This is a genomic window from Thermosporothrix sp. COM3 (assembly GCF_059696735.1).
On record NZ_AP019376.1, the window covers coordinates 4,057,854 to 4,080,759 of the forward strand.

At 52.6% G+C, this 22,906-nt stretch carries 16 protein-coding genes; 8 read left to right on the forward strand and 8 right to left on the reverse strand.

Annotated features, from left to right (window positions below):
• Window positions 1-61: 61 nt before the first annotated feature.
• The 4 genes from KTH_RS17200 to KTH_RS17215 form a co-directional block, all read right to left on the reverse strand.
• Complete coding sequence (locus KTH_RS17200) at window positions 62-2,161, reverse strand: amylo-alpha-1,6-glucosidase (protein WP_111318331.1); 2,100 nt, start codon at window positions 2,159-2,161, stop codon at window positions 62-64.
• Window positions 2,162-2,402: 241 nt separating this feature from the next.
• Window positions 2,403-3,569, reverse strand: coding sequence for an LL-diaminopimelate aminotransferase (locus KTH_RS17205; protein ID WP_111318333.1), 1,167 nt, complete (start codon window positions 3,567-3,569; stop codon window positions 2,403-2,405).
• Window positions 3,570-3,668: 99 nt separating this feature from the next.
• The gene (gene polA, locus KTH_RS17210; protein WP_111318335.1) at window positions 3,669-6,752 is read right to left on the reverse strand and encodes a DNA polymerase I; all 3,084 of its coding nucleotides are present in this window, start codon (window positions 6,750-6,752) and stop codon (window positions 3,669-3,671) included.
• 157 nt (window positions 6,753-6,909) lie between these two features.
• Window positions 6,910-8,241 carry a metallophosphoesterase family protein gene (locus KTH_RS17215; RefSeq protein WP_111318337.1) on the reverse strand — a complete coding sequence of 444 codons (1,332 nt, stop codon included), beginning with the start codon at window positions 8,239-8,241 and terminating at the stop codon, window positions 6,910-6,912.
• A gap of 59 nt (window positions 8,242-8,300) precedes the next feature.
• Here KTH_RS17215 and KTH_RS17220 point away from each other — a divergent pair, with 59 nt between their 5' ends.
• The 3 genes from KTH_RS17220 to KTH_RS17230 all read left to right on the forward strand — a co-directional run bounded on the left by KTH_RS17220 (window position 8,301) and on the right by KTH_RS17230 (window position 10,253).
• Complete coding sequence (locus tag KTH_RS17220; protein ID WP_497620178.1) at window positions 8,301-8,438, forward strand: hypothetical protein; 138 nt, start codon at window positions 8,301-8,303, stop codon at window positions 8,436-8,438.
• 308 nt (window positions 8,439-8,746) lie between these two features.
• Window positions 8,747-8,950, forward strand: a complete 204-nt coding sequence (locus KTH_RS17225) for a helix-turn-helix domain-containing protein (RefSeq protein ID WP_111318339.1) — start codon at window positions 8,747-8,749, stop codon at window positions 8,948-8,950.
• Between the two features lie 334 nt (window positions 8,951-9,284).
• Window positions 9,285-10,253: an NAD-dependent epimerase/dehydratase family protein gene (locus KTH_RS17230; RefSeq protein ID WP_111318341.1), complete on the forward strand. Its 969-nt coding sequence runs from the start codon at window positions 9,285-9,287 to the stop codon at window positions 10,251-10,253.
• A gap of 113 nt (window positions 10,254-10,366) precedes the next feature.
• Here the strand turns inward: KTH_RS17230 and KTH_RS17235 are convergent, their stop codons facing one another.
• From KTH_RS17235 to KTH_RS17250, 4 genes are all read right to left on the reverse strand, one after another.
• Window positions 10,367-12,166: a serine/threonine protein kinase gene (locus KTH_RS17235; protein ID WP_497620181.1), complete on the reverse strand. Its 1,800-nt coding sequence runs from the start codon at window positions 12,164-12,166 to the stop codon at window positions 10,367-10,369.
• A 176-nt stretch (window positions 12,167-12,342) separates the two neighbouring features.
• Entirely contained in the window at window positions 12,343-14,841 is a 2,499-nt protein-coding gene (locus KTH_RS17240) for a sugar phosphate nucleotidyltransferase (protein WP_497620183.1), read from the reverse strand.
• Between the two features lie 187 nt (window positions 14,842-15,028).
• Window positions 15,029-15,211 carry a hypothetical protein gene (locus KTH_RS17245; protein WP_111318347.1) on the reverse strand — a complete coding sequence of 61 codons (183 nt, stop codon included), beginning with the start codon at window positions 15,209-15,211 and terminating at the stop codon, window positions 15,029-15,031.
• 443 nt (window positions 15,212-15,654) lie between these two features.
• A complete protein-coding gene (locus KTH_RS17250) occupies window positions 15,655-15,894 on the reverse strand; it encodes a DUF433 domain-containing protein (protein ID WP_111318349.1) in 240 nt (79 codons plus the stop codon).
• Between the two features lie 586 nt (window positions 15,895-16,480).
• Between KTH_RS17250 and KTH_RS17255 the strand changes: the two genes are divergently transcribed.
• From KTH_RS17255 to ftsH, 5 genes are all read left to right on the forward strand, one after another.
• A complete protein-coding gene (locus KTH_RS17255; RefSeq protein ID WP_497620185.1) occupies window positions 16,481-17,395 on the forward strand; it encodes a biotin--[acetyl-CoA-carboxylase] ligase in 915 nt (304 codons plus the stop codon).
• Between the two features lie 62 nt (window positions 17,396-17,457).
• Window positions 17,458-17,922 carry a transcription elongation factor GreA gene (greA, locus tag KTH_RS17260; RefSeq protein ID WP_497620187.1) on the forward strand — a complete coding sequence of 155 codons (465 nt, stop codon included), beginning with the start codon at window positions 17,458-17,460 and terminating at the stop codon, window positions 17,920-17,922.
• Window positions 17,923-18,217: 295 nt separating this feature from the next.
• Entirely contained in the window at window positions 18,218-19,693 is a 1,476-nt protein-coding gene (gene lysS / locus KTH_RS17265; RefSeq protein WP_497620189.1) for a lysine--tRNA ligase, read from the forward strand.
• A 135-nt stretch (window positions 19,694-19,828) separates the two neighbouring features.
• Window positions 19,829-20,587 carry a ComF family protein gene (locus KTH_RS17270; protein WP_170142289.1) on the forward strand — a complete coding sequence of 253 codons (759 nt, stop codon included), beginning with the start codon at window positions 19,829-19,831 and terminating at the stop codon, window positions 20,585-20,587.
• Between the two features lie 148 nt (window positions 20,588-20,735).
• Window positions 20,736-22,700 carry an ATP-dependent zinc metalloprotease FtsH gene (gene ftsH / locus KTH_RS17275; RefSeq protein WP_111318357.1) on the forward strand — a complete coding sequence of 655 codons (1,965 nt, stop codon included), beginning with the start codon at window positions 20,736-20,738 and terminating at the stop codon, window positions 22,698-22,700.
• Window positions 22,701-22,906 lie beyond the last annotated feature (206 nt).

The following is a 22,906-nucleotide window of genomic DNA, read 5'->3' on the forward strand; positions in this document are numbered from 1 at the left end:
GATACTGTTACTATACTCTACATTTATGAAAAGAAGATGAAATGGCGCAGGATTTTTTTGCTTACTCTTGATTCTGTTCAGCCTGCACCAATCTCCAACACCGAAGCACTTCGGCCACGCTCCAAGCCTGTGCGAAACAGCCCGCAAGCTCAAAGGGAGGCTCAGGTTCAGCTACCTCGCTAATCGACCCCAGTCCCATGAGCGTGAGCTGCTCGATGAGAGGCTGAAGCAGCTCTCTGATCGCCCTCACATCACGATAGAGCAGCCAGTGCACATCAATATACGGGCCTATCAACCATTGCCAGACCGTCCCTTGATGATAGGCGCTATCTCGCTGCCAGCGATTTCCATTAAAGTGATTATGATAATTCGGGTCATGCGGGCTCAACGTACGCAACCCGGCAGGAGTTAGCAGATACTGCGTTACCTGTTGAAACAGACTCTCAATCTGCTCACGCGCGAGCAGGTCAGGGGCAAGAGCTGCCGCGAACAACTGATTGGGCCTCAATGCCGGGTCATTCTGATTGGCAACACCATCCACATCAACAACATCATAGAGATAGCCACCATCGGCATACCAGAAACGCCGGGCAAAATGCAGCTTGACCAGCTCACTACGCTGTTGATAGGGTGTGCTCTCTCCACCAAGCTGTTGCGTCCAGCGCTCCATAGCCCGTAACGCGAAGTACCAGAGCGCGTTCACCTCAACAGGCTTCCCTCGACGCGGTGTCACAACCCACTCCTCAATTTTGGCATCCATCCATGTCAGTTGAACGCCCTGTTCACCACCGCGAAGCAGCCCATCTTCGGCATCCATCCCTATATTATAGCGCGTTCCCTTTACATGGTGCTCGATAATATCAACCAGTATCGGGTACACCTCTTGAAGGAGAGCCATATCATTGGTCTCTTTCAAATAGCGATCCAGGGCATAGAATAGCCAGAGCGTCGCATCAATAGTGTTATATTCCGGGGTGGCGTCGTAATCGGGGAAGCGGTTCGGAATCAGGCCATCCTGCACATAGGCCAGAAAGGCCCTGAGCAGCGCCCGCGCCTCCTCATAGCGTCCAGTACACAAAAACAGCCCGGGAAGCGAGATCATTGTATCCCGTCCCCAATCAGTAAACCAGGGATAACCCGCAATCACGGTACGGCTGGCTTCCGTGCCCTGTGCAGCGGGCCGCGAGACGATACACTGATCTGCTGCAAGCGTCAGGCGCGCACGAACCGGGTCCTGTTCCGCCACGCAGGCCGCTGTATCAAGTACCCGCTGGATACGCTGTTGCTGACGACGCAAGGCGGCGCTCACAGCCGCTTCATGCTGTTCTCCCCCGAACTCGGCAAGCGACTGCTCACCGGCTGCCAGCACTAACGAAACCGGCTCATCAACTCCAAGCGACAGCCGAAAAATGCCGGGCTGATAGACATCTTCCAGATCGGGCAAACCGCGTTCTCGCTCTCGTCTATGGTAGACATGCCAGTACCAGAGCCCGGTAGGAGAGAAAAAGGCAGAGGGGCCAGCAACCAGATAAAATACAGGCGCTCCGTCATAGGCACGAATCCGACAGCGATTTTGCTGACTATCTACGATAAAATGCCAGTCTTCAGACCCGCGCGTCACCCCATGATAATCGCGGCTCAGGCAAAATGGTACCAATGTCAGCGCAAGCGCGTTGTCGCCTTGCTTCGCCCCATGCAACCGATATTGCACATACGTTCTGTTTTCCCCATATTCCATCCAGATACGTTTCTCCAGCAATAGCTCGTCAGTGAGCCGATAGCGGAAACAGGGAATATCGCCCTCCAATTCAAACGCTTCTAGATAGTGGTAGCCCTGGGGATCAAGCACGCCCCCCTGATATTCATGAGTGCCCAATTTCAATACGGTTCCATCAGTCAGCGTGATCTCTTCATCTATTCCTGTCACCATCACCACCCGTTCAACTGGAGGCCGCACAGCAGCAACCAGCAACCCATGATACCCACGCGTCGTTGCACCCACAAGCGAGCTGGAAGCATAACCACCTATGCCATTCGTGACAAGCCATTCATAATTCAGTGCGGTCTGTATATCTGCACAAATGGAGCGGTCTAATCTGATATGCCAGAAAGCGGAATCGGCAGGTTGAGCAACAGGTTCATTTTGCAACTTCGCAAACATTCTCTTATAACCTCCTCATTGTCCCTTTTCCCACTGCCGCCTGAGTCATCATGGGAAAGAACACTCCCGCTATCAATGAGGGAGCGTCTCAGTGACAAAGAATAATACACTATGAAATGCAATATTTCCAGTTATGCAGTGTATCACGTGCAACGTATCACGTCCAGAGAAGAAGACAAGGGGGCTAGAATGGAGTCAAAAAAGCAGGGCCACCGCGTTCTCAGCAAGCAGCCCTGCAAACCTATGCAGCCATCAGTTCTCGAATACGACGCAATGCCTCGGCGATCCGCTCATCGGGCGTCGTCAACGAGATACGCACATAGCCCTCACCGGCAGGCCCGAAGTTCGAGCCCGGTGTGATAAAGACACCAATGCGATCAAAGAGCCAGTTTGAGAACTCGCGCGATGTATATCCCGCAGGGATACGCGCCCAGATATAGAGGCCCGCAAGGGGAGCTACCGCACGCATACCCAGTGTATTACAACCCTCAACCAGCAAATCACGACGACGCTTATAGACAGCATTGCGCTCAATCGTCCATGCTTCCGGCAAGTTTAGCGCCTCGATTGCGGCATACTGCACCGGACGAAAAATGCCGCTATCAATATTGCTCTTCAGACGTGCCACGGCATCAACCAGCGTCGCATTGCCAACCAGCATCCCTACGCGGAAACCCGGCATGTTATAGGTCTTACTCAACGAATGCAGCTCGACCGCTACATCCATTGCCCCGGGGACCTGTAACAGCGAGGGTGGCCGAAAATCGTCGTAGTAGGTCTCGGCATAGGCCATATCATGCACAATTACCAGTTGATGACGTTTCGCGAACTCCACAACAGACGCAAAATAGTCGAGATCGGCAACCGCAGCGGTCGGGTTATTAGGATAGTTCAGCCAGAGCAGACGTGCTTTCGCCAGCACATTCGCAGGAATGCTATCCAGATCCATCAGATACCGGTTCTCTTCGCGCAACGGCAGCATATAAGGCTGGGCGCCAATTGTGGTAGCCGCCGAGACATAGACCGGGTAATAGGGATCAGGGGTCAGCGCGATATCGCCAGCGTTCAGCACACAGGAGGCCGCATAGACCAGCCCTTCTTTCGAGCCGATCAGCGCCAGGGTTTCGCGCTCCGGCTCTAGCGCGACTCCAAAGCGGCGCTGAAACCAGGAAACAACAGCATCATGAAAGGCATGCATGCCCCGATATTCAGGGTAGCGATGATTGATCGGCTGATGAGCGGTCTCACACAGACGTTCAATAACACTCGCAGGCGCGGGCAGGTCTGGATCACCTACGGAGAGATCAACGACATCTACCCCCTGTGCCTGTTTCTCCTCAATACGCTTCTTGGCATCGGCAAAATGGAAGGGAGGCAGGCTGTTAATAAGATTCGATAACTGAACCACGGAAACTCCTCTACAAGCTACTCGGAATGGAACAACGCTTGTGTGTCCTTCACAAAAACACACAAGCGACTCTCATACGTTTACCCTCTTTGTTGTATTCTACTCTATTGGTTCGGCCTCATACCAATTTTTGCCAAGCTTCATTTCTACTTTGATCGGCACAGAGAGAGTCACGACATGTTCCATCTTCTGCCGAATCAGTCCCTTGGCTCGCGCGATCTCTTCAACCGGGACCTCAAAGACCAGTTCATCATGCACCTGGAGCAGCATACGCGTCTTCATACGCAGTCTCTGAAACTCGCCCGCAAGCTGAAGCATCGCCATCTTGATAATGTCGGCATTAGTCCCTTGAATGGGCATGTTTATTGCCTCACGTTCAAGTGCCTGCCGCTCGGTAAAGGAGAGCGAGCGCATATCAGGGATAAAGCGCTTGCGCCCATAGAGCGTGTTGACGTAGCCCTGCTGGCGAGCCTGATTCAGCGTTCCCTCAACATAGCCCTTGATGCTCGGGAAGGTTTCATGATAGCGCTTGATAAAGTCGGCTGCCTCAGAGTTGGTCATACCGGTAATCTGCGCCAGGCCAAAGGCCGACTGCCCGTAGAGCACAGCGTACACAACGGTCTTTGCCAGACGACGCTGATCCTTTGTGACAGCTTCAGGCGGCACACCAAACAGCGATGAGGCCGTGATGGTATGAATGTCCTCATCCTTACTGAAGGCCTCGACCAGACGCGGCTCAGCGGTAATATGCGCCAGAATCCGCAGTTCAATCTGGGAATAGTCAGCCGTTAAGAGTTGGTAGCTTGGGTCAGCAATAAAAGCCCGGCGAATCTGGCGCCCCAGCTCCGTACGCACCGGGATATTCTGCAAATTCGGATTGCTGGACGAGAGACGCCCGCTGGACGCAATCGTCTGGTTAAACGAGGTATAGACGCGCCCGGTCGTCTTATCCATCAGATTCAGCAGTCCATCAACATAGGTTGACTTCAGCTTGCTCAACTGCCGATAGGCCAGCAGATAATCAATGATGGGATGTTTTCCCTGCAAGCTCTCAATCACGTCAGCGCTCACCGAATATCCCGTTTTTGTCTTGCGCCCGGCTGGAAGCTTCAGTTCAGTAAACAGCACCTCACCCAGTTGTCGAGTTGAATTGATATTAAAGGTGTGACCGACCGCGTCATAGATCGCCTGCTCACAATCGTGTATCTGCTCGTTCAGCTTCTCGCCAAAGACATGCAGAAAGTTTTCATCCAGCGCCACGCCATAGAGCTCCATCTGCATCAGTACCGAGATCAGTGGTAACTCGACGCGCTGATAGAGCGTCATCAGACCATTACGCTCAAGATCTTCCTGTAACGGTCCGGCCAGGCGCAGCGTCATATCGGCGTCTGCTCCTGCATAGTCAGCGGCCTTACGGATGGGCACACGATCCATCGTAATTGCTTTGCTGCCCGTCCCGATCAGTTCGCTGATCGGTGTCATCAGATGCCCGAGCCGCTGAAATACCTGATCCTTCAAGCCCAGAGCCCGCCTGCCCGGCTCAATCAGATAGGCAGCGACCATCGTATCGAATGCCAGTCCGCGGACCTCAATTCCATGCAGCGACAGCACAGCCATATCATACTTCGCGTTATGCATGATTTTCTGGACAGCGGTATCCTCAAAGACAGGGCGCAGTGTTTCCAGCACATACTCAAGCGGAAGCTGCTGGCCTGGTTCCTGATTATCAATGGTGTGCGTATGACCAACCGGGATATAGTACGCCTCACCCGGAGCCATTGCCAGCGAGATACCCACCAGTTTCGCTTTACGCTGATCCTCAGAGGTAGTCTCGGTATCAAGGGCAAAGCGACCAGCAGAAGCAAGACTTTGCACCAGCACGTTTAGTGCTTCCTTCGTATCGACGATCATGGTACTGGTCTGCATTGTCGCATTTTCTGGCAGGAATAGAGGGGTTTCCATAGCCTGCGAGGTTGGTAAGCGCAATCGGCGCGTCGTCTCTACTCGCGGCTCTTCCTCGCCAAACAGACTGAGTTGTGTTGGCCGCTCGATCTCTTCGACATCGTTTGCGGCTGGTGTTGCGATGTTTTCAGCCTCGGGATGAGAGAGCAGAAGCGGAACAGTTGTCCCATCCGGTGGTGGCGGAGGCGTGAGAATCGGCACCACACCCACAGGAGGTGCATAGTGGAGTTTTTCCGCTTCCACAGCCTGCGCGTTCGCAACGGTTGCCTCATCGGATAGCTCGTCAAGGCTCTGTGCCCCGATCTCGTCCGGCTTAAAGGTAATTCCCAGTTGCCGGAACAGGGCAAACGCACGCTCAACCTGCGACCGAAACTCAAGCTGACGAAATAGCGTCAGGATCCTTTCGCTATCCACATGCTGTAAGCGGCAATCCTCAAGCTTGAGTTGAATGGGAACATCCAGCACTATAGTTGCCAGATATTTACTCTCTTTTGCCATCTCTGAGCCTTCACGCAACAGCTTCTGCTCTTTCGGCTTGAGCTCTGACAGGTGGCTCAGGATATTTTCCAGTGTTCCATACTGCTCGATCAAGCGGGTAGCCGTCTTCTCACCGATGCCGGCCACGCCCGGAATGTTGTCCGATTTATCGCCCACCAGTCCCTTGAAATCAGGCAAGCGCTCCGGCGGGAAACCGTAACGGGTCTTAACCTCTGCGGTATTATAGTCAACCACCTCGGAGATACCACGCTTGGCAACCTTGACACGCACATGATCATTGACCAGTTGCAGCGTATCCATATCACCGGTATAGATAATCGTATCAACGCCCTGCTGTGTGGCCTGCACAGCCAGTGTGCCAAGCACATCATCAGCCTCGAAGCCATCCTTCTCGTAGATCTGGATGCCAAATGCCGACACCACCTCACGAATACGGCCAAATTGTGGCTTCATATTCTCGGGAAGGGTCGGGCGATGCGCTTTATAGGGCGCATAATGCTCATGGCGAAACGTGGGCACCGGGCGGTCAAACGTGACGGCGATATAGTCAGGACGCTCCTCTAAAAGCGCCTTCATTAACATAGATGTAAAGCCAAAGGTCGCATTGACCGGCTCTCCGCTGCTGGTAGATAAGTCCTCTGGAACGGCATGAAAGGCACGATGGATAATTGCGTGTCCATCGACCAGTACAAGCTTTTTTCGTTTATTCTCTGATGCAGCCATAAAGAAACCCCTCAACTCTTCTTATTCCCAGGAATTCTTTTTGCGCGGTATAGAAACGGCAATGCTCCCGGCAAAATAGCACAAACGGATTCATACATCACTCTTGTCAGCAGACATTGTACTGTTTTCTGCGTCTCAGGGAAAGCCCTTGTTGCGATCATTCAAGCACCTCATAGCGATTATGTTCCATATCCCAGGCATAGAGGTACGCCTGCGACGGTGTTCCTGGATCGGTCGCTACCAGCACAAACGAGAACAACGTCAGATCGCGTAAAGGAATGCGTCGCCAGTCGGTTTGGCGAAGCCATGCAATCAGTTCCGGCGTTATCTCTTCGGGCGAGGGCATCGCATAGCGATCAACCCAGGTGCCGGTATTCAGATAGGTCTGAGTGTCGCTTAATCGCTCACTGCGCCAGCTATGGGTATGGCCTGCAATCGCATAGCGTAGCTCTGGCCGGGAACGCAGCCCCTCATGCATCCCCTGCGAGACCGCCGCGCTGGTCTCATCACGAGAAGAGGTAAAGAGGCGGGCGAGCGCCTGTTCTACCGGCAGAGACAGCGCCTCACGAACCTGCATGTATTCCAGCATTTCAGCCTGCGAAACTCGCTGCTCCTCTCTCTGTGCCCCCATCTCACTACGGAAGGCCAGAAATTCAAAAATAACCGCGTCAAAGAGCTTTTGTGGGTCAGGACTAGCCTCCATCGTCATAGACCGTTCTGGCGCAAAGAGACGCACAGTGCGCTGGACCATATCATGCAATAGCTCAGGATCAATGAGGCAGAGGAGCGCAATTTCACGAATATTGCTGATTGGAGGCTCAAGATGCTCGATATAGGGATGTTTGAGCGCGATATACCGCAGCACCTGTTGATGAAAGATCGTACCTGGAGGCAATTCCAGGTGTGCCGGGAATGGCGCACGGAGCCGTCCTGCATCGTCCCAGAGCTCAGGGGGGCAGTTCCAGGCATCAAATGCATGACCATGTTCAATCACCACATCAGGAGCAGGGGAATAGAAGCGATCGGGCACAAAGCGCACACGCTCATCGCTGGGCTTCCCTGTAATCGCCTCACAGATGCGCCGCTGCACTTCAGGAAAACAGAGCTCGATGTCATGATTTCCAGCGAGGAACGTCAGACTGTGATGCGAGAAAGCAAGGAACCGCCGCAGTTCCGTAAAGAATGATGGATGTGCGTTTCTTATTTTTTCCAGCTTTTGCTGTGCAAAAGTTGCATCCGTACTACGTATAGTAGAGTAAGGAGAAGTTGGAGTATCCGCCGATAAGGAAGGAGAAACCATCAGAAAATCAAAACAGTCACCGTTGATGATAAGTTCCAATGAGGCAGTGTCCTCAAGAATGGAGGGCTCAGCCGCAAACGCGCTCAGAAAACGCATAAAGGCTTCCTGCTGGCGCTGTCCAAACCCATCGAGAGGAAAGGTGTTATCCGCAAGGTGAAGGTCACTTATGATGAGCTTATAGTGTGTCATGAAGAATCCTTTCTGTAAGTCGCATAGTCGATCTGAAAACCTGTTTCGCAGCAGACCGTATGGGCAAGCTTGAAATACAGGAGCAAGACACCGCACAAGAATACTATTCCCTCCCTGGCGAGATGAATAGTGAATCGCGTCTGACGCCGATCAGACCGCAAAAGAGCAGGCGCGAAAACAACACGAAGCCCGGGTAAGGCCTTTTGCGGGTGACAAGTCTATTACTACAGTGTTTGCACCGACATGTATAGTATAGTTAACTGGCAACCAAAGTTGTATGTAGTTTCGTTGCATCGCCAGTTACCCAACGGGACAGACGGACAACTCAGGACGGTAGAATAGCCTGTGCCTTTACTGTCAGACTAACGTCAACCGAATGTCCAGAAGGCATTTACGTATCAGTCTCCTCAATAGGAGATTGAAAAACAGCGATATATCTCTGTTGATCAAGAAGTCGTCCAATTTAGTGCACATGAGCACCAATCGGTGCAGGAGTGGTAGAAGCATGGTAGAAGAGACCCATGATGAACTGTTAACTGTTCGGGAAGTAGCACGTCGTCTGCGCGTGGATGATACGACCGTACGACGCTGGATCAAGAGTGGCGCGCTTGAGGCGATCACGCTCCCCCACCGGGGCAAACGTCAGGCGTATCGTATCAAGAAGTCAACGCTCGATAAGCTGCTGAGTGGAGGCACACCGCCAGCATAAGAACAGTTCAGACGCAACTCACACGGCATAATGGGGTATCTGTTCTGGTACCCCATTTCTTTTTGCTGCAGAGCAGCGAGCATTTCGAGCCTCAGTAAGTAAAAAGTCAGTATAATAGACAGTAGAATATTTTTGCTCTTTTCCCAAAAATCTACTCAATTCATTTTAAGAATATGGATCTACCCATGTCTATACATAATGGGGGTACACTAGAAACAAAGGGGAGCAAAAAAAGCAGAACAACATGTGACGTTTCGCAACACAAACCCATACACACAATCCGGTATCGGACAAAGGCCAGTCCCTAGAAGAACGAAGGAGAGAAGGAAGTTCTATGAAAATAGCACTCTTGGGAGGAGCAGGCTTTATCGGCACCCATCTCACACAAGCGTATCTGGAAGCAAACCACGATGTTGTGGTCATCGACAATCTCAGTCATAGCACTCAGCACACTATCGACCCACGCGCCCGGTTTTATCACATCGATATCCGTAGCCCAAAGTTGCACACGATTCTGAGCAACGAACGCCCGGATATCGTCAGCTACCACGTGGCGTATACTACAGACGAACTGCCACAGGATCACCTGCTACTGGACGCCGACACCAGCATTCGGGGTCTGTTGAACGTCCTTGAGAGCTGTGCTGATGCTGCAATTAAGAAGTTTATTTTCGCTTCCGGTGGAAATACGCTCTACGGCACCGTTGATCCCTCCCAGCTTCCACTCAAAGAAGAGACTCCTCTTCAGCCCAAACAACCCGTCGATATCAGCCGTATGACAGGCGAATGGTATGTGCGCTATTATGCCAGACAATATGGCTTTCAACATACGATCCTGCGCTATGCCAATGTGTATGGAGAACAGGCAACCAACCACCCCCTGAGCTACTGTATGGCGATGCTGCTGGAACAGCGAGCCCCCATCATTCGCGGCTCCGGCGATAGCATGCACGACCATATTTATATTGATGACGTGGTTCGGGCAAACCTGCTCGCCCTCGTTCGCGGCGACAACCAGACCTTCCATATCAGTAGCGGCGAAGGCTACACCATCAAACACCTGTATCGCCTGATGGCGCAGGCGCTTGGCAGTACCATTGAGCCGGTCACGCTTTCTGGCTCACTCGCCGAGACCGAGCAGATCGTCCTTGATAACAGTCTGGCCCGTAGCATGCTTGGATGGTACCCTGAAGTGTCACTGTATGAGGGCATTCAGCGCATGCTTCAACGTCTCGACGGGCACCCGCACACCACACAAAGCCAGCAGAAACCCACACTTACCCATATCCCCTCGCTGGTGTAAAGCGGCCAGAAGGCGCTCGCAAACCAGCAGATATACTCATTTGCGATAGCGCCTAAACACCGTGGCTACCCTTTGGGACCCCTCGCCAGTATGCGGGGGGTTCTTATTATCCCCTAAATCCTGAAATTCTCAATCTGGTAGACCTTATTACTACCAAAGGAAAAACAAGTATCCTCAAAATGAACCTGATAGACTGTGTTCTTCTCAGACCCCAGTTTCACAGAAGCCCAGCGCTCCATCGTCTGATCTCCATTCAACAAGATGGCCTCAGTAAACGGCCCGGACGAACTATATGACTTACCACTTTCATCAGTTAAATAGAGTTTGTACGCTCGCATATACTCACAAGCCTGATGAGAACCATTAGTGATCGTGAAATGCCAGGTAGAAGTACGCTCCTCGTCATTTACGGTAATCGAGTCCAAAACGATATCAAGCGCGTTGTAATCGCAGCTCAAGGCACAGGTAAAGCGGAACTTCTTGATATCAGCGACATTGTATATAATAATCTGGCCGCCCGTTGGTGTGACTTCGGGAGTCGTTGTTACCGTTGCCGCAGCACTGCCAGAAGTTTCATTGGTTGGTGAAGGCGTCGCGGTCGGGGCCGTGACGATCGGTTGGGTACTCTGGGGTTGAGTCGGCTGCGTGTTGGCGGCCCGATCCTTGCTTAACGCGACGATCTGGTTGTTCATCTGCCAGAGCAGATAGCCACCGCCGCCAAGCGTGCCAAGCAGTAGCAGAATCAAGATAACGATAGTCAGGATCAGCCCGGCACGAGACTTCTGCTTCGGAGCTGGAGGAGCCGAAGCTGCAGCCGGAGGCACCGGATAATAGCCCGAGAGCTGACTTCCAGAAGGCGTGGGAGTCATCAGCGGTCGCGAGGTTGGAATCTGCGATAGATTGGGGTTGGTCATCACATGCGACGCACCAGATGTCACCCCCACTGGTGGCTGCTCAGGCGAGGAAGGCGTAAATTGCGCCCGGGCGGTTGGGATCTGCGACTCGCTTAACTGCGGCGTCTTGTTCGCATCCTGGGGCATATGGGTTGTCTCGCCGCTCACATCCTTCGGCGGCGGAGGCAATGGAGCCGATTGGCTCTCCTGATAGGCCTTCTCAAAAGCGCTTACAAAGGCCTGGATGCTTGGATAACGATCCTCAGGCTTCTTGCTCAGCGCCTTCAGCACGACGGCCTCGATCTGTGGCGTGATTTCGGGCACCTTCTCCCGTATCGAGGGTGGGGCAGTAAAGAGATGCTGACTCCCGATCTCAGCAAAAGAGCCGGTAAAGGGGCGCTGTCCCACCAGCCACTCATAGACCACAATCGCAAGCGCATATTGATCGCTGGCAGCTACAGCTTTCCCCTGAATCTGTTCCGGGGCCATATAGGCAACTGTGCCGCCAACCTCCTGCTTGCCCTGATAGCGCGAGCTCTGAGTTGCGACCGCGATCCCGAAATCTCCCAACAAAATAGAGCCATCTGCACCTATCAACATATTTTCGGGTTTGATATCGCGGTGAATAAGCTTGCGCTCATGTGCGTATTGAAGTGCCGGACCAAGCTGCCGGAGATACGAGAGGACCTCTGTTGGAGAGAGGCGCGTTCCATGGGGATGACGTTGCCGCAGGGTCCCATTCGGGGCATAGGTCATCACCAGATAGGGATATTTGCTCTCGGTATCAATACCGAAATCCAGCACTTTGACGATATGCGAGTGAGAGAGGTTCGCGACCGTGCGCGCCTCATTCAAGAAGGGCTGAACCTGCTCACTTACCAGGCGCGTCTGAAGCATCTTGATCGCCGCCTGCGTATTCAGATAACTATGTTCTCCTAAATACACATCGGCTAAGCCACCACTTCCAAGCATACGAATAATCTTATAATTTCCGATCTGCTTTCCAATAAACGCGTTCATCCTTTGCTCCTACAAACGAAGCTAATCGATACTTCCTCTTTCGCTATTGTAAAGCAGGGCCTCTCATATTACAAGTTTATTTTTCTCTTCCGTTATAAACACAGAAATCCATTTCTACTCAAACCAAAAGAAGAAGGGCTCTTCCTGTGCAGGAAGAGCCCTTCTGCAAAAGATGTCTACTGTTGCAGGCCGCTAACCACACGTGCATATTTTTCCGCAAGTGCTTGAGCCTGCTCATTTGACGTAGACTCGGCCACAACATGGAACAGCGGATTATCGGCGTCGGGCAACACCAGAACCCACTCACTGCCCAGATCGATCTTAATGCCGTCAATCGGCTTGGCACGCCGCTCACGATACTGCTCGCTGAGGATGCGCATCACCTTCCCTTTGTGCTCCCAGGGGCAGGTCACGCGGGTCATGCTCATATAGTATGCCGGAAGATCGTCGACCACCTCTGATAGCCGCATTTCAAAGGTTGCCAGCAGTTCCAGTAGCTTCGCGATCGCCAGCATGCTATCAAAGGCAGGTTGCAGCGACGGGAAGACAAAACCGCCGCGTCCATCGCCAACCAGCACCACACCTTCACGCATGGCTGCCGTCATCAGCGCATGCGGCAGAACCTTCGTATGCTGAATATAGCCATCATAGCGCTTCGCGATGTGCTGTAAGACACTGGGAGCCGTTACCGGAGCGGCCACTGTGCCCCCGCGATTCTCGCGCAAGAACAGGCTGGTCATTACCGCCAGCAGCTTCATCCCGTCCAGAATACGCCCGCGATCGTCAACAATCCAGATGCGCTCACCGCCCGGGTCAATCCGAATGCCCATATCCATATTCAGAGCAGAGGTCACCGCCGCGAGGCGCTGCATTGCCCGTCCCTCATCATCAGGCGAGCTTGGTGCCCCTTCGTCCCGACTGGTATTGAGCACAATGACCTCACAGCCCAGATCATCAAAAATCTGAGGCAACATCAGGATCGTGCTGCTATGGGCATAATCAACGACGAGCTGGTACTTGCGCTCGCGAATCACTTCATGCTTGATGGTACGATTGAAGCCCTGCATATAGCGGCCACACACATCGGAATCGCTGAGCACATTAATCGCGCCGATCTCATCCATATAGACGCGGCGATAATCTTCACGGAAAAAGAGGTTCTCAATCTTCCGCTCGGTCGTCTTGTTAATATCAAGGCCGTTATGGTCGAAAATCTTGATATCGACGACTCTGGGATCATAGGGAGACACGCGTACATGCACACCACCGACCGCATCTGTATTGCGGATAAAGTAGCGTGCCACTGGAATCGGCACCTGATTGATATCCCAGACATTGACTCCGGCAGAAGGCAGGCCCGCGTTAATACCGCGCTTAATCATGCGTGACGTGCGGTGTTCATCGCGGTTCAGGCAGACAGTCGCCCCGCGCGCCAGAATCGCGCCATAGGCAGCCCCGATCTTGGTGGCGAACTCGGGTGTGATATCCACATTCACCAGCCCGGTCACACCGTGACGGCTGAAGAGGCTGCGCCGTCCCTGTGATCCCCAGATAATACTGGTATTGACAACGGCCCCGGCCTCAATTTCCTTATCAGGCCAGATCTTGACGTTAGGCTGAATGATCGCGCCATCCTGGATCGTGGAATTATCGCCAATGACTGAGCCCTCAAACATTACCGCCTTTCCCTTGACGCTGGTTGAGGTGCCGACGATCGCACCGCGCAGCTCTGCTCGCTCGCCAATATAGGAGTTATTCCAGACAATACTGCGATCAATCTGCGCTCGCTCGTCAATAATGGCGTAGCCACCGATGATACTCGGGCCATGAATAATCGCGCCCTGTCGCACCTTACAGTCATGTGCAAGATAGACGGGGCCATACAACTGAGCTGAGCCATCGATCTCGACGCCCTCTTCACACCAGATATTGTTGCCGATATTTTTCGCCGGAATCTCAATATCCACGCGTCCCTGTAGAGCGTCAGCATTGGCACGCATATACTCACTTAAATTGCCGACATCACACCAGTACCCCTTTGGCGCAATATAGCCATATATCGGGTCACCCTGCTTCAACATCATCGGGAAGAGTTCCTGACTGAAGTCGAAGGGCTTGTCTTTCTCAAAGTAGGAAAAAATCTTCGGATCCAGCACGTAAATGCCGGTATTGATGGTATCACTGAAAACTTCGCCCCAGCTTGGCTTCTCAAGGAACTGGGTGATATGCCCATCCTCATTGGTGATAATAACTCCATATTCCAGAGGATTATGCACATGCGCCAGCAAAAGCGTTGCCAGGGACTTCTTTTCGTTGTGATACTTGACTAAATCGGTAAGGTCATAATCGGTCAGAGCATCACCACTGATCACCAGAAATGGCTCTGTCAGATGCTCTTCCGCATTTTTGACACTGCCGGCGGTCCCCAGTGGCACATCTTCCCGCGAGTAGGTGATATGCATGCCAAACTGAGAGCCATTGCCAAAGTAATCTTCAATACTGCTCGCCAGATACTGAACGGTAACTACCACTTCAGTAATTCCGTGTCGTTTCAGCAGATTCAGAATATGTTCCATAACCGGCTTGCCGGCAATGGGAACCATCGGTTTAGGGCGCCGAATCGTTAAGGGGCGTAGCCGTGAGCCTTCACCTCCGGCCATAACAACTGCCTTCATGAGAGCCTCCCTTATCCCAGCTAACTTCCTGAGAGCCAAACTTCACACACTCAACACCGTCAAAAGAAGCACGTAAAGCAAGGAATGAGTAAAATAGATGAAGGACGGCGTAGCTACAGCCACGCCGTCCGAACAACTCCGCTAACATTATTGTACAACAAGAGAAAAACGCGTCGCAAGGCATTTACTACCAGTCACTCAACCTTCCCTGTTCTACCAACCAGCGCACAAAAAGATGACGATAGGTAATTTCAGACGCTTTTTTCTCTTCGTACTCTTCCTGTAATTTGATGAGCTTACGAGCCTCCTCTAAGGAGAATCCCTCGTCAAGGAGGGCATCAATAAGCAAATCCACATACTGGTGTTGCATATACTTGTCCCCCTTACGCATCTAGCTACACATCGTGACGTAGGCCACCATACTCAGAGAGATCCAGGTAAGAACAAAACCAGAGCAATCGTGGATACCACAAGAGGAGACCACCACGGGCAATAAACGATGAGAACAGGTAGAAAAAGGGCATCCCAACAACAAGACAAGAACAGCACAAAGCCCGATGGGTCTGCCTTCTTCCCGCATGCTAAAGACCGAAGATCGCACGCACAAAGTCCTTGCAAAGCGGGCCAGACTCTTTTTTCAGACAGAGAAAACGTGGAGCATGAACAACGGCCAGATAGATAATGCTATCTGTACCCCTTACCGTCATCACTACTACACAGTATAGCGTATTAACGGGGAATTTGCCACACTGATAGCACTCTTGATTACAAGCCGATTCACGGCAATCAGATGGTTAAAAACGCCGCTGTACACTACCCACCTCGCATATAACGCTTTATTTCTTCTTCATTGTCGTAATAGTAACTAATCGCGTCATACACCTGAGCGAGAGTGAGATGCTGTTCAGCCGCTATCACTTCGGGGTCAAGGCCGCTCTGGAACAGAAGCATGACATGCCGAACTCCGGTTCGCGTCCCGGCAATAATTGGCTCACCATCATAAATGGTTGAATCACGAATAATATGCGGATGTGCTGTTTGTTCAATACCCATAGCCCCTCCCTTTACACAATATATACCTCTATCAATTATCATATTCTATTTCTATAAATCGAATCAATGCCACGCTGGCAGGGAATAAAAACCTCCCCTATAAACCTCTACCAGACAAGGGGCTGCTTTCACAAAAAATTCACAGTAGACTCAACCACACCAGATAGCGTTATAAGCCGAAGGAGCTGCCTATCACGCTTCTGCGCATGAGTGAGTTTTCAGAAAAAGCTTGACAACTCTTAAAATCCTCTGGTACAATACCTCTCAACGAGCGCAAAGCTGTGTATACATCGCCCTTTTCTCTGCTGACACAGCGGAGGATCTTTTGCACGTATAATGCATGATGGAAGCGGTTGGAAAGCCGTTTTTCTATATGCTGATTGCAATGCCTGACGGGGGGTGATAGGCGTTCTGTACAAGTCGCGCCAGACCTCAACTCGGGGCACGCTTCCTAGAACAGAGTGATACACAGTTTTTTCTATTTATCAAACAAGGCACCTCATTAGTGTATCTCGAAGCAAAATCAACGTCTTAATCACGGACTCATACCAGTATTTCTTTTCAGGGTAGATAGAAGCGGAAGAATTTGAAAACAGAGAATACCACTGATACAAACCAATTCGACGTTGACGTTTTACAGAAAGAGCTTTCCCTTCTGGGGACACAGTTTTTTGGGCTTGGCCGACGAACCGTTTTTCTACCGGTCGTCGAGTCAACAAACATCCTGGCGATACAATGTGCTCTGAAAGGAGCAGATGAAGGGACGGTGATTCTAACCGATAGCCAGACTGCCGGTAAAGGGAGACTGGGAAGGCGTTGGATCGATGTGCGCGGGAAGAATGTGCTCTCGTCAACAATCGTAACACCACACTTTCCGCCTTATCTCCTGATTATGCTTGCATCTCTGGCAGTTGTCGATGCAATCGCCGAATGCTGTGGACTAGAAGCTTCGATCAAATGGCCCAATGATATTCTCATCGGCAGCCGGAAAGTTGCTGGTATACTCATTGAGACCAGCCATGACCTATCCGGTCGGATGGTTGCAGTGATGGGCATCGGGATAAACGTCAATGGTCGTATTGAACATATGCCGCTTCCACAACACACTGAAGGCAGTGTGCGGGATAGCGAACAAACACCTGCGCAGGCCGCGCCGCAACAGCGGGCAACCACGCTAGAGACGGAGTGCGAACATCCCGTACAACGGGAAATTCTGCTCGCGCACCTCCTCTATCATCTGGAACGCGTCTATCTGGCGCTCCAGCAGGAGGCGCAAGAAGGGGTGGCCGCCACAAACGGCGACACACAGGCCCGGCAGGTCCTGAACAATTGGCGTCAACGCCTTTCAACCCTGGGGCGTTCTATCAAAGTACGTCAGGGAGATACCCTGATCGAAGGGGTCGCGGAAGACGTTGGCGAGAGCGGAGAACTGATCTTACGCTCTTCTACAGGTAAGCGCGTCATTATCACCTGGGGGGACGTTGGGTATCCCTCGGAGTAGTTGACGTTGCAGAGGTACTATCGTTGGAGAACGAACTCCAACCAGAATGAGGGGAACAGAAGATGGAGACACAGGATGTATTCCTAACTTCAGACGGCTTACAGCGTGCTATGAGTCAGCTTGAATTTCTGCGCACAGTGCGGCGCGCAGAGGTGGCGCAGTACCTCCATGATGCTAAAGAGTCCGGCGATGTCATAGACAACCCTGCCTATGACGACGCAAAGGACCAACAGGCTAAACTTGAGTCTCGCATTATGGAGCTCGAACAGCTTATCGCACGTGCCAAGCTGATCGACCATCGACAAACTGACGAAGTTTCCCTGGGCTCGATTGTCCATCTTCGTACTAGCGATGATCGTGAAGTAACCTATACTATTGTTGGTGCTTTTGAAGCCAGCCCGAGCGCCGGTCGCATCTCAAACGAATCCCCGGTAGGTCGTGCACTCCTCGGCCACAAAGCCGGAGATCATATTATGGTCTCCACCCCGGGCGGCGTGAAAGAGTACACCGTTATAAGCATCGAATAAGCTCCTCCCGCGCCGCTCCCTTCCTCTCAAACGAGGATACGGTTGCAATCCCAGAAAAACTGAGTCCTCCCGGGTTGGCTATTCCCATTTCACAGCCCAACACCTGGAGGGCTCCTTTTTTTCTTCCCCCTACCACGATAGCAAAATGTGATAGCAGGGCACGCTGTCACTACCCAGTAACGCCAAACAATGTTACAATGGACAGAACATGGAGCCTGGTATACCGGTTATCCGTGTCTTTGTCATGCCTGCGGTATACTATGGCACAAAACGTCGAAGGGAAAACAAAAACGATATGCCAGAGGAAAGGGAGATACGAATACAGCGCCTCCATGCGTTGCGAGATCAGGGCATAGAACCCTATCCTACAACGGTTGAGCGTTCTCATACAATTGCAGACGTCCAGCAGCACTTTGACGAGTTCGTTGGACCAGAAGGCAATTTTACACTTGTTGGCCGAGTTCGCCTGCTCCGTGTGATGGGGAAAGCCACCTTCGCTACCATTGAGGATGGCACCGGAAGAATTCAGGTCTTCTTCCGCATTAATGATATTGGTGAAGAGAACTATCGCCAGATCAAACTACTTGATGTCGGAGACTTCATCGAGGCCAATGGCTATCTCTTTGTCACCAAAACCGGTGAGCATACGCTGCATGTCCGCAAATGGCACATTATCTCGAAGGGCCTGCGTCCGCTCCCCGAAAAATTCCACGGGCTTGAAGATATCGAGACCCGCCAGCGTAAACGCTATCTTGACCTGATCGCTAATGGCGAAGAGGTAAAACAGGTATTTGCTACCCGCAGCCGTACTATCAGCGCAATTCGCCGCTTCCTGGATGATCACGGCTACCTGGAGTTTGAGACCCCGATCCTTCAGCCGCTCTATGGTGGCGCGACCGCACGCCCGTTCATTACACACCATAACGCGCTTGATCGCGATCTGTATCTGCGCATCGCAGTTGAGCTTTATCTGAAACGCCTGATCGTTGGCGGCTTCGAGCGCGTCTATGAGCTTGGCCGCAACTTCCGCAATGAGGGCATTGACCGCAGTCATAACCCCGAGTTCACGATGCTTGAGTTCTATCAGGCATATGCAGACTACAACGATATGATGAAGCTGACCGAGGAAATGATTGCCTATGTTGCCCGGCAAGTCAAGGGTAAGCCCGTCGTCACCTATCAGGGGGTCGAAATCGATCTCACGCCTCCCTGGCCGCGCATCCCGCTCCTGGAAGCCATCAAACAGTATACCGGCATCGACGTGGATCAGTACCCCGATAAAGAGAGCCTCGGCGCGGCAATGCGTGAGCAGGGCTATGAGGTTGATCCCAATCTTGAGCGCGGTCGCTTGATCGATGACTTGAAAGGGGCCATGTTCCGCAAGGGTATTCCCGAGTTGAAGCAGGCCATGTTCCTGATCGACTACCCGCTTGACCTCTCACCGCTGACTAAGAAGCATCGCAGCAAGCCCGGCCTGGTTGAGCGCTTCCAGCCGTTTATTGGTGGCCTTGAGGTTGGAAACGCCTTCACCGAACTCAATGATCCCCTGGATCAGCGCGCCCGCTTTGAGGATCAGATGCGTCAGCGCGCGCAGGGCGACGAGGAAGCACAGATACTTGACGAAGACTTCCTTGAAGCGCTGGAAATCGGGATGCCTCCTACTGGTGGCGTCGGTATCGGCATCGATCGCCTCACAATGGTGATGGCCGATCAGGAGTCCATTCGCGACGTGATCCTGTTCCCGGCCATGCGCAAAACCACCGAAGAATAAATACTGATACATCCCATTCCCCCGGCCTTCTGGTCGGGGGCGCTTTTTCTTTTCAGCCGGCCTTTGTTCTCACCCGTATACTATATAGAAATGAATAGATCAAGAAGGCTTCGGAAAAAGGAAAAGCAGTATTGTATGAACGTATCACCATTACATTGGCTCTACCGAGGGACCTTGAACCTGCTTTTTCCCCCACAGTGTGCAGGTTGCGCTCTCAGTGGAACCGTGCTCTGTAGCCGCTGCATGCAAAGCATCCAGCCGCTGACTCCGCCCTACTGTCCACGCTGCCTGACACTCCTTGCGACACCCGAGGCCTGTTGTCGCCCCTGCACAGAACGCATCTCAGCACTTCGAGGACTGCGCGCTGTCGGGAGCTATACAGGCGTCCTGCTTGCCAGCATTCACGCCTTGAAATATCAGGGTGTCATCGAGCTGGCTGACCCGCTCGGAAAGCTGCTCGCTCAAACCTACCAGCGCCACCATTTGCAAGCAGACATCGTGCTCCCGGTTCCGCTGCACCCCGAGCGCCAGCGCCAGCGCGGCTTCAATCAGGCAACGCTTCTTGCACGCGCCTGCGCCAGGCAGCTTGGCATTCCCTGGGATGAGCGGCTGCTGATCCGACGTCGGGCCACATCCTCGCAGGTCGGCCTGACCGCCAGCGAGCGGCGTGCCAATGTAGCGGCTGCCTTCAGCCTTCCTTCTTCGACACGCCGGATCAGAGAGCGAACCATCCTTCTGATCGACGATGTCAGTACGACCGGCGCGACATTGGAAGCCTGTGCCCGCCCCTTGTTGGACGCTGGCGCTCAGGCGGTCTGGGGCCTGGTTCTGGCTAAAAGGAATTTCGCACATGAAAGGTCAAGAAATGCAAGCCGTTCTCTTTCATTTCGCTAAATACACAACAGCAAAGAGTCCCTCACCTGATATGCTATAATAGAGCACACAATAATTGATATGAGACAATCAGGAAACTATATGGAGAGGAAAAAGAGCAGCACAAAGCCGCTTTTTGTGCATGCTATCCGTAGAGAGAGGAGCCACAATGCTAAATAGCGGAAAATGGCTTAGAGCAAGCGTTATCTGGCTCCTGGTCATCGCAATCGTCGTTTTTGCGGTCGTCTTCTTTTTTCGCCCACAAACGAATGTCAAAACTGTCAACGTCTCGACACTGTTGCAGCACGTAAAGGAAGACATTCGCCAGGGTAAACAGGACATTTTGAGTGTCAGCAATGACTCACTCACGCTGACACGCGGCAAAGAGGCAAACGCAGCAAAAGAAACCGCAACCGTCAATCCAGGGTTCATGGTCACCCAGGTACTCAAGGATAATGGCATCGACTACGTCAACACCAGTAACCTGACCCTGCAATATGAAGCGCCCAACCAGTTTGGAACGCTGCTCAGTTCTATTGGTGGGATACTCACCTTTCTGCTGTTTCTCGGCCTGCTGTTTATCATTCTGCGACAGGCGCAGGGAGCGAACAATCAGGCGCTCTCGTTTGGCAAGAGCCGCGCCCGCCTGTTTATGGGCAATAAGTCAACGGTGACCTTTGCCGATGTTGCTGGGGTAGAGGAGGCGAAACAGGAGCTACAGGAGATCGTCGAATTTTTGAAATATCCCGAAAAGTTTGTCGCTCTGGGTGCACGCATTCCGAAGGGCCTGCTCCTCGTCGGACCTCCCGGGACCGGAAAGACGCTGGTAGCCCGCGCCGTCGCCGGAGAAGCAGGCGTCCCCTTCTTCAGCATCAGCGGCTCCGAGTTTGTAGAAATGTTTGTCGGCGTTGGAGCCAGTCGCGTGCGTGATCTCTTCGATCAGGCCAAACGCAACAGCCCCTGTATTGTCTTCGTTGATGAAATCGATGCGGTCGGACGCCAGCGCGGCGCTGGTCTGGGCGGCTCCCATGATGAGCGTGAGCAAACCCTGAATCAGATTCTGGTTGAGATGGATGGCTTCGACTCAAACACCAATGTGATTGTGATCGCCGCAACCAACCGCCCCGACGTCCTTGATCCCGCGCTCCTGCGCCCCGGACGCTTTGACCGCCAGGTGGTACTGGATCGCCCTGACATCCGAGGCCGCGTCGCTATTCTTCAAGTCCATGCGCGAGGAAAGCCGCTGGCGGATAATATCTCGCTGGAAACGCTTGCCAAGCAAACCCCGGGCTTCTCCGGTGCTGATCTGGCAAACCTGTTAAATGAGGCTGCGATTCTGGCGGCACGCCGCAATCAACGCCTGATCACAATCAGCGAGCTGGAAGAGGCCATTGACCGCGTGGTCGCTGGACCAGCACGCAAAAGCCGAATTATCAGTGAGCGAGAGAAGGCAATCACCGCCTATCATGAGGTCGGTCATGCGCTGGTCGCTCGTATGCTCCCCAACTGTGACCCCGTGCATAAGGTCTCCATTGTGGCCCGAGGACAGGCCGGAGGCTTTACGATGCTCCTCCCTACTGAGGACCGCTACTTATGGAGTAAGTCCCAGTTTGAAGATATGCTGGCCTACGCACTGGGTGGACATGTGGCCGAGCTCATTATCTTTGGTGAGGTAACAACCGGAGCCTCCAACGATATTGAGCGTATCACAAAAACCGCACGCGCGATGGTCACCGAATATGGCATGAGCAAGCGCCTTGGCCCGATCGCCTTCGGCCATAAAGAAGAGCTGGTCTTTCTGGGACGCGACCTCGGCGAGCAGCGCAACTATAGCGAACAGACCGCCCGCGAGGTTGATGAGGAAGTGCAAAGGATTGTGCAGGAAGCATTCGACCGCGCGTATAACATCTTGCAACAGAATAAAACCCGGCTTGTGCTCATCAGCGAACGCCTGATTACAGAAGAGACCCTGGAAGGGCCTGCCTTTGAGGCACTCTTTAATCAACCCTTAAACGAAGAGCAAGAAGATCAGGACACACACGATACCGCTCACGTATCTCCTGTTCTCAAAAGCGCTACACAGACACAGTATCCCCCTTTACCCTCTCTCTATCGAGAAGAGGCAGAAGGCTAAGAAGTACAGCGGGCGGCATTCGCACCGCCCGTTCGTTTTTCCTCATCTCGGGGCTTGTAGGAACCGAGCGCAGCATTGTACAATGAGATATGGTACAAGTTCCTGACTCCGCACACCTCTATCCAGTGACACGAGCCCAACCGGAACTGATAAATATGGGCTTTGTTGTGCTGAGTTTTGGAGCTTTTTTCAATCAGGAGGAGATA

Coding starts and splice junctions, on each gene's coding strand:
- KTH_RS17200 (WP_111318331.1), bottom strand. CDS start 2,161: ATGTTTGCGAAGTTGCAAAATGAACCTGTTGCTCAACCTGCCGATTCC.
- KTH_RS17235 (WP_497620181.1), bottom strand. CDS start 12,166: ATGAACGCGTTTATTGGAAAGCAGATCGGAAATTATAAGATTATTCGT.
- KTH_RS17225 (WP_111318339.1), top strand. CDS start 8,747: ATGGTAGAAGAGACCCATGATGAACTGTTAACTGTTCGGGAAGTAGCA.
- KTH_RS17215 (WP_111318337.1), bottom strand. CDS start 8,241: ATGACACACTATAAGCTCATCATAAGTGACCTTCACCTTGCGGATAAC.
- KTH_RS17230 (WP_111318341.1), top strand. CDS start 9,285: ATGAAAATAGCACTCTTGGGAGGAGCAGGCTTTATCGGCACCCATCTC.
- polA (WP_111318335.1), bottom strand. CDS start 6,752: ATGGCTGCATCAGAGAATAAACGAAAAAAGCTTGTACTGGTCGATGGA.
- ftsH (WP_111318357.1), top strand. CDS start 20,736: ATGCTAAATAGCGGAAAATGGCTTAGAGCAAGCGTTATCTGGCTCCTG.
- KTH_RS17220 (WP_497620178.1), top strand. CDS start 8,301: ATGGGCAAGCTTGAAATACAGGAGCAAGACACCGCACAAGAATACTAT.
- KTH_RS17270 (WP_170142289.1), top strand. CDS start 19,829: ATGAACGTATCACCATTACATTGGCTCTACCGAGGGACCTTGAACCTG.
- KTH_RS17245 (WP_111318347.1), bottom strand. CDS start 15,211: ATGCAACACCAGTATGTGGATTTGCTTATTGATGCCCTCCTTGACGAG.
- greA (WP_497620187.1), top strand. CDS start 17,458: ATGGAGACACAGGATGTATTCCTAACTTCAGACGGCTTACAGCGTGCT.
- lysS (WP_497620189.1), top strand. CDS start 18,218: ATGCCAGAGGAAAGGGAGATACGAATACAGCGCCTCCATGCGTTGCGA.
- KTH_RS17240 (WP_497620183.1), bottom strand. CDS start 14,841: ATGAAGGCAGTTGTTATGGCCGGAGGTGAAGGCTCACGGCTACGCCCC.
- KTH_RS17250 (WP_111318349.1), bottom strand. CDS start 15,894: ATGGGTATTGAACAAACAGCACATCCGCATATTATTCGTGATTCAACC.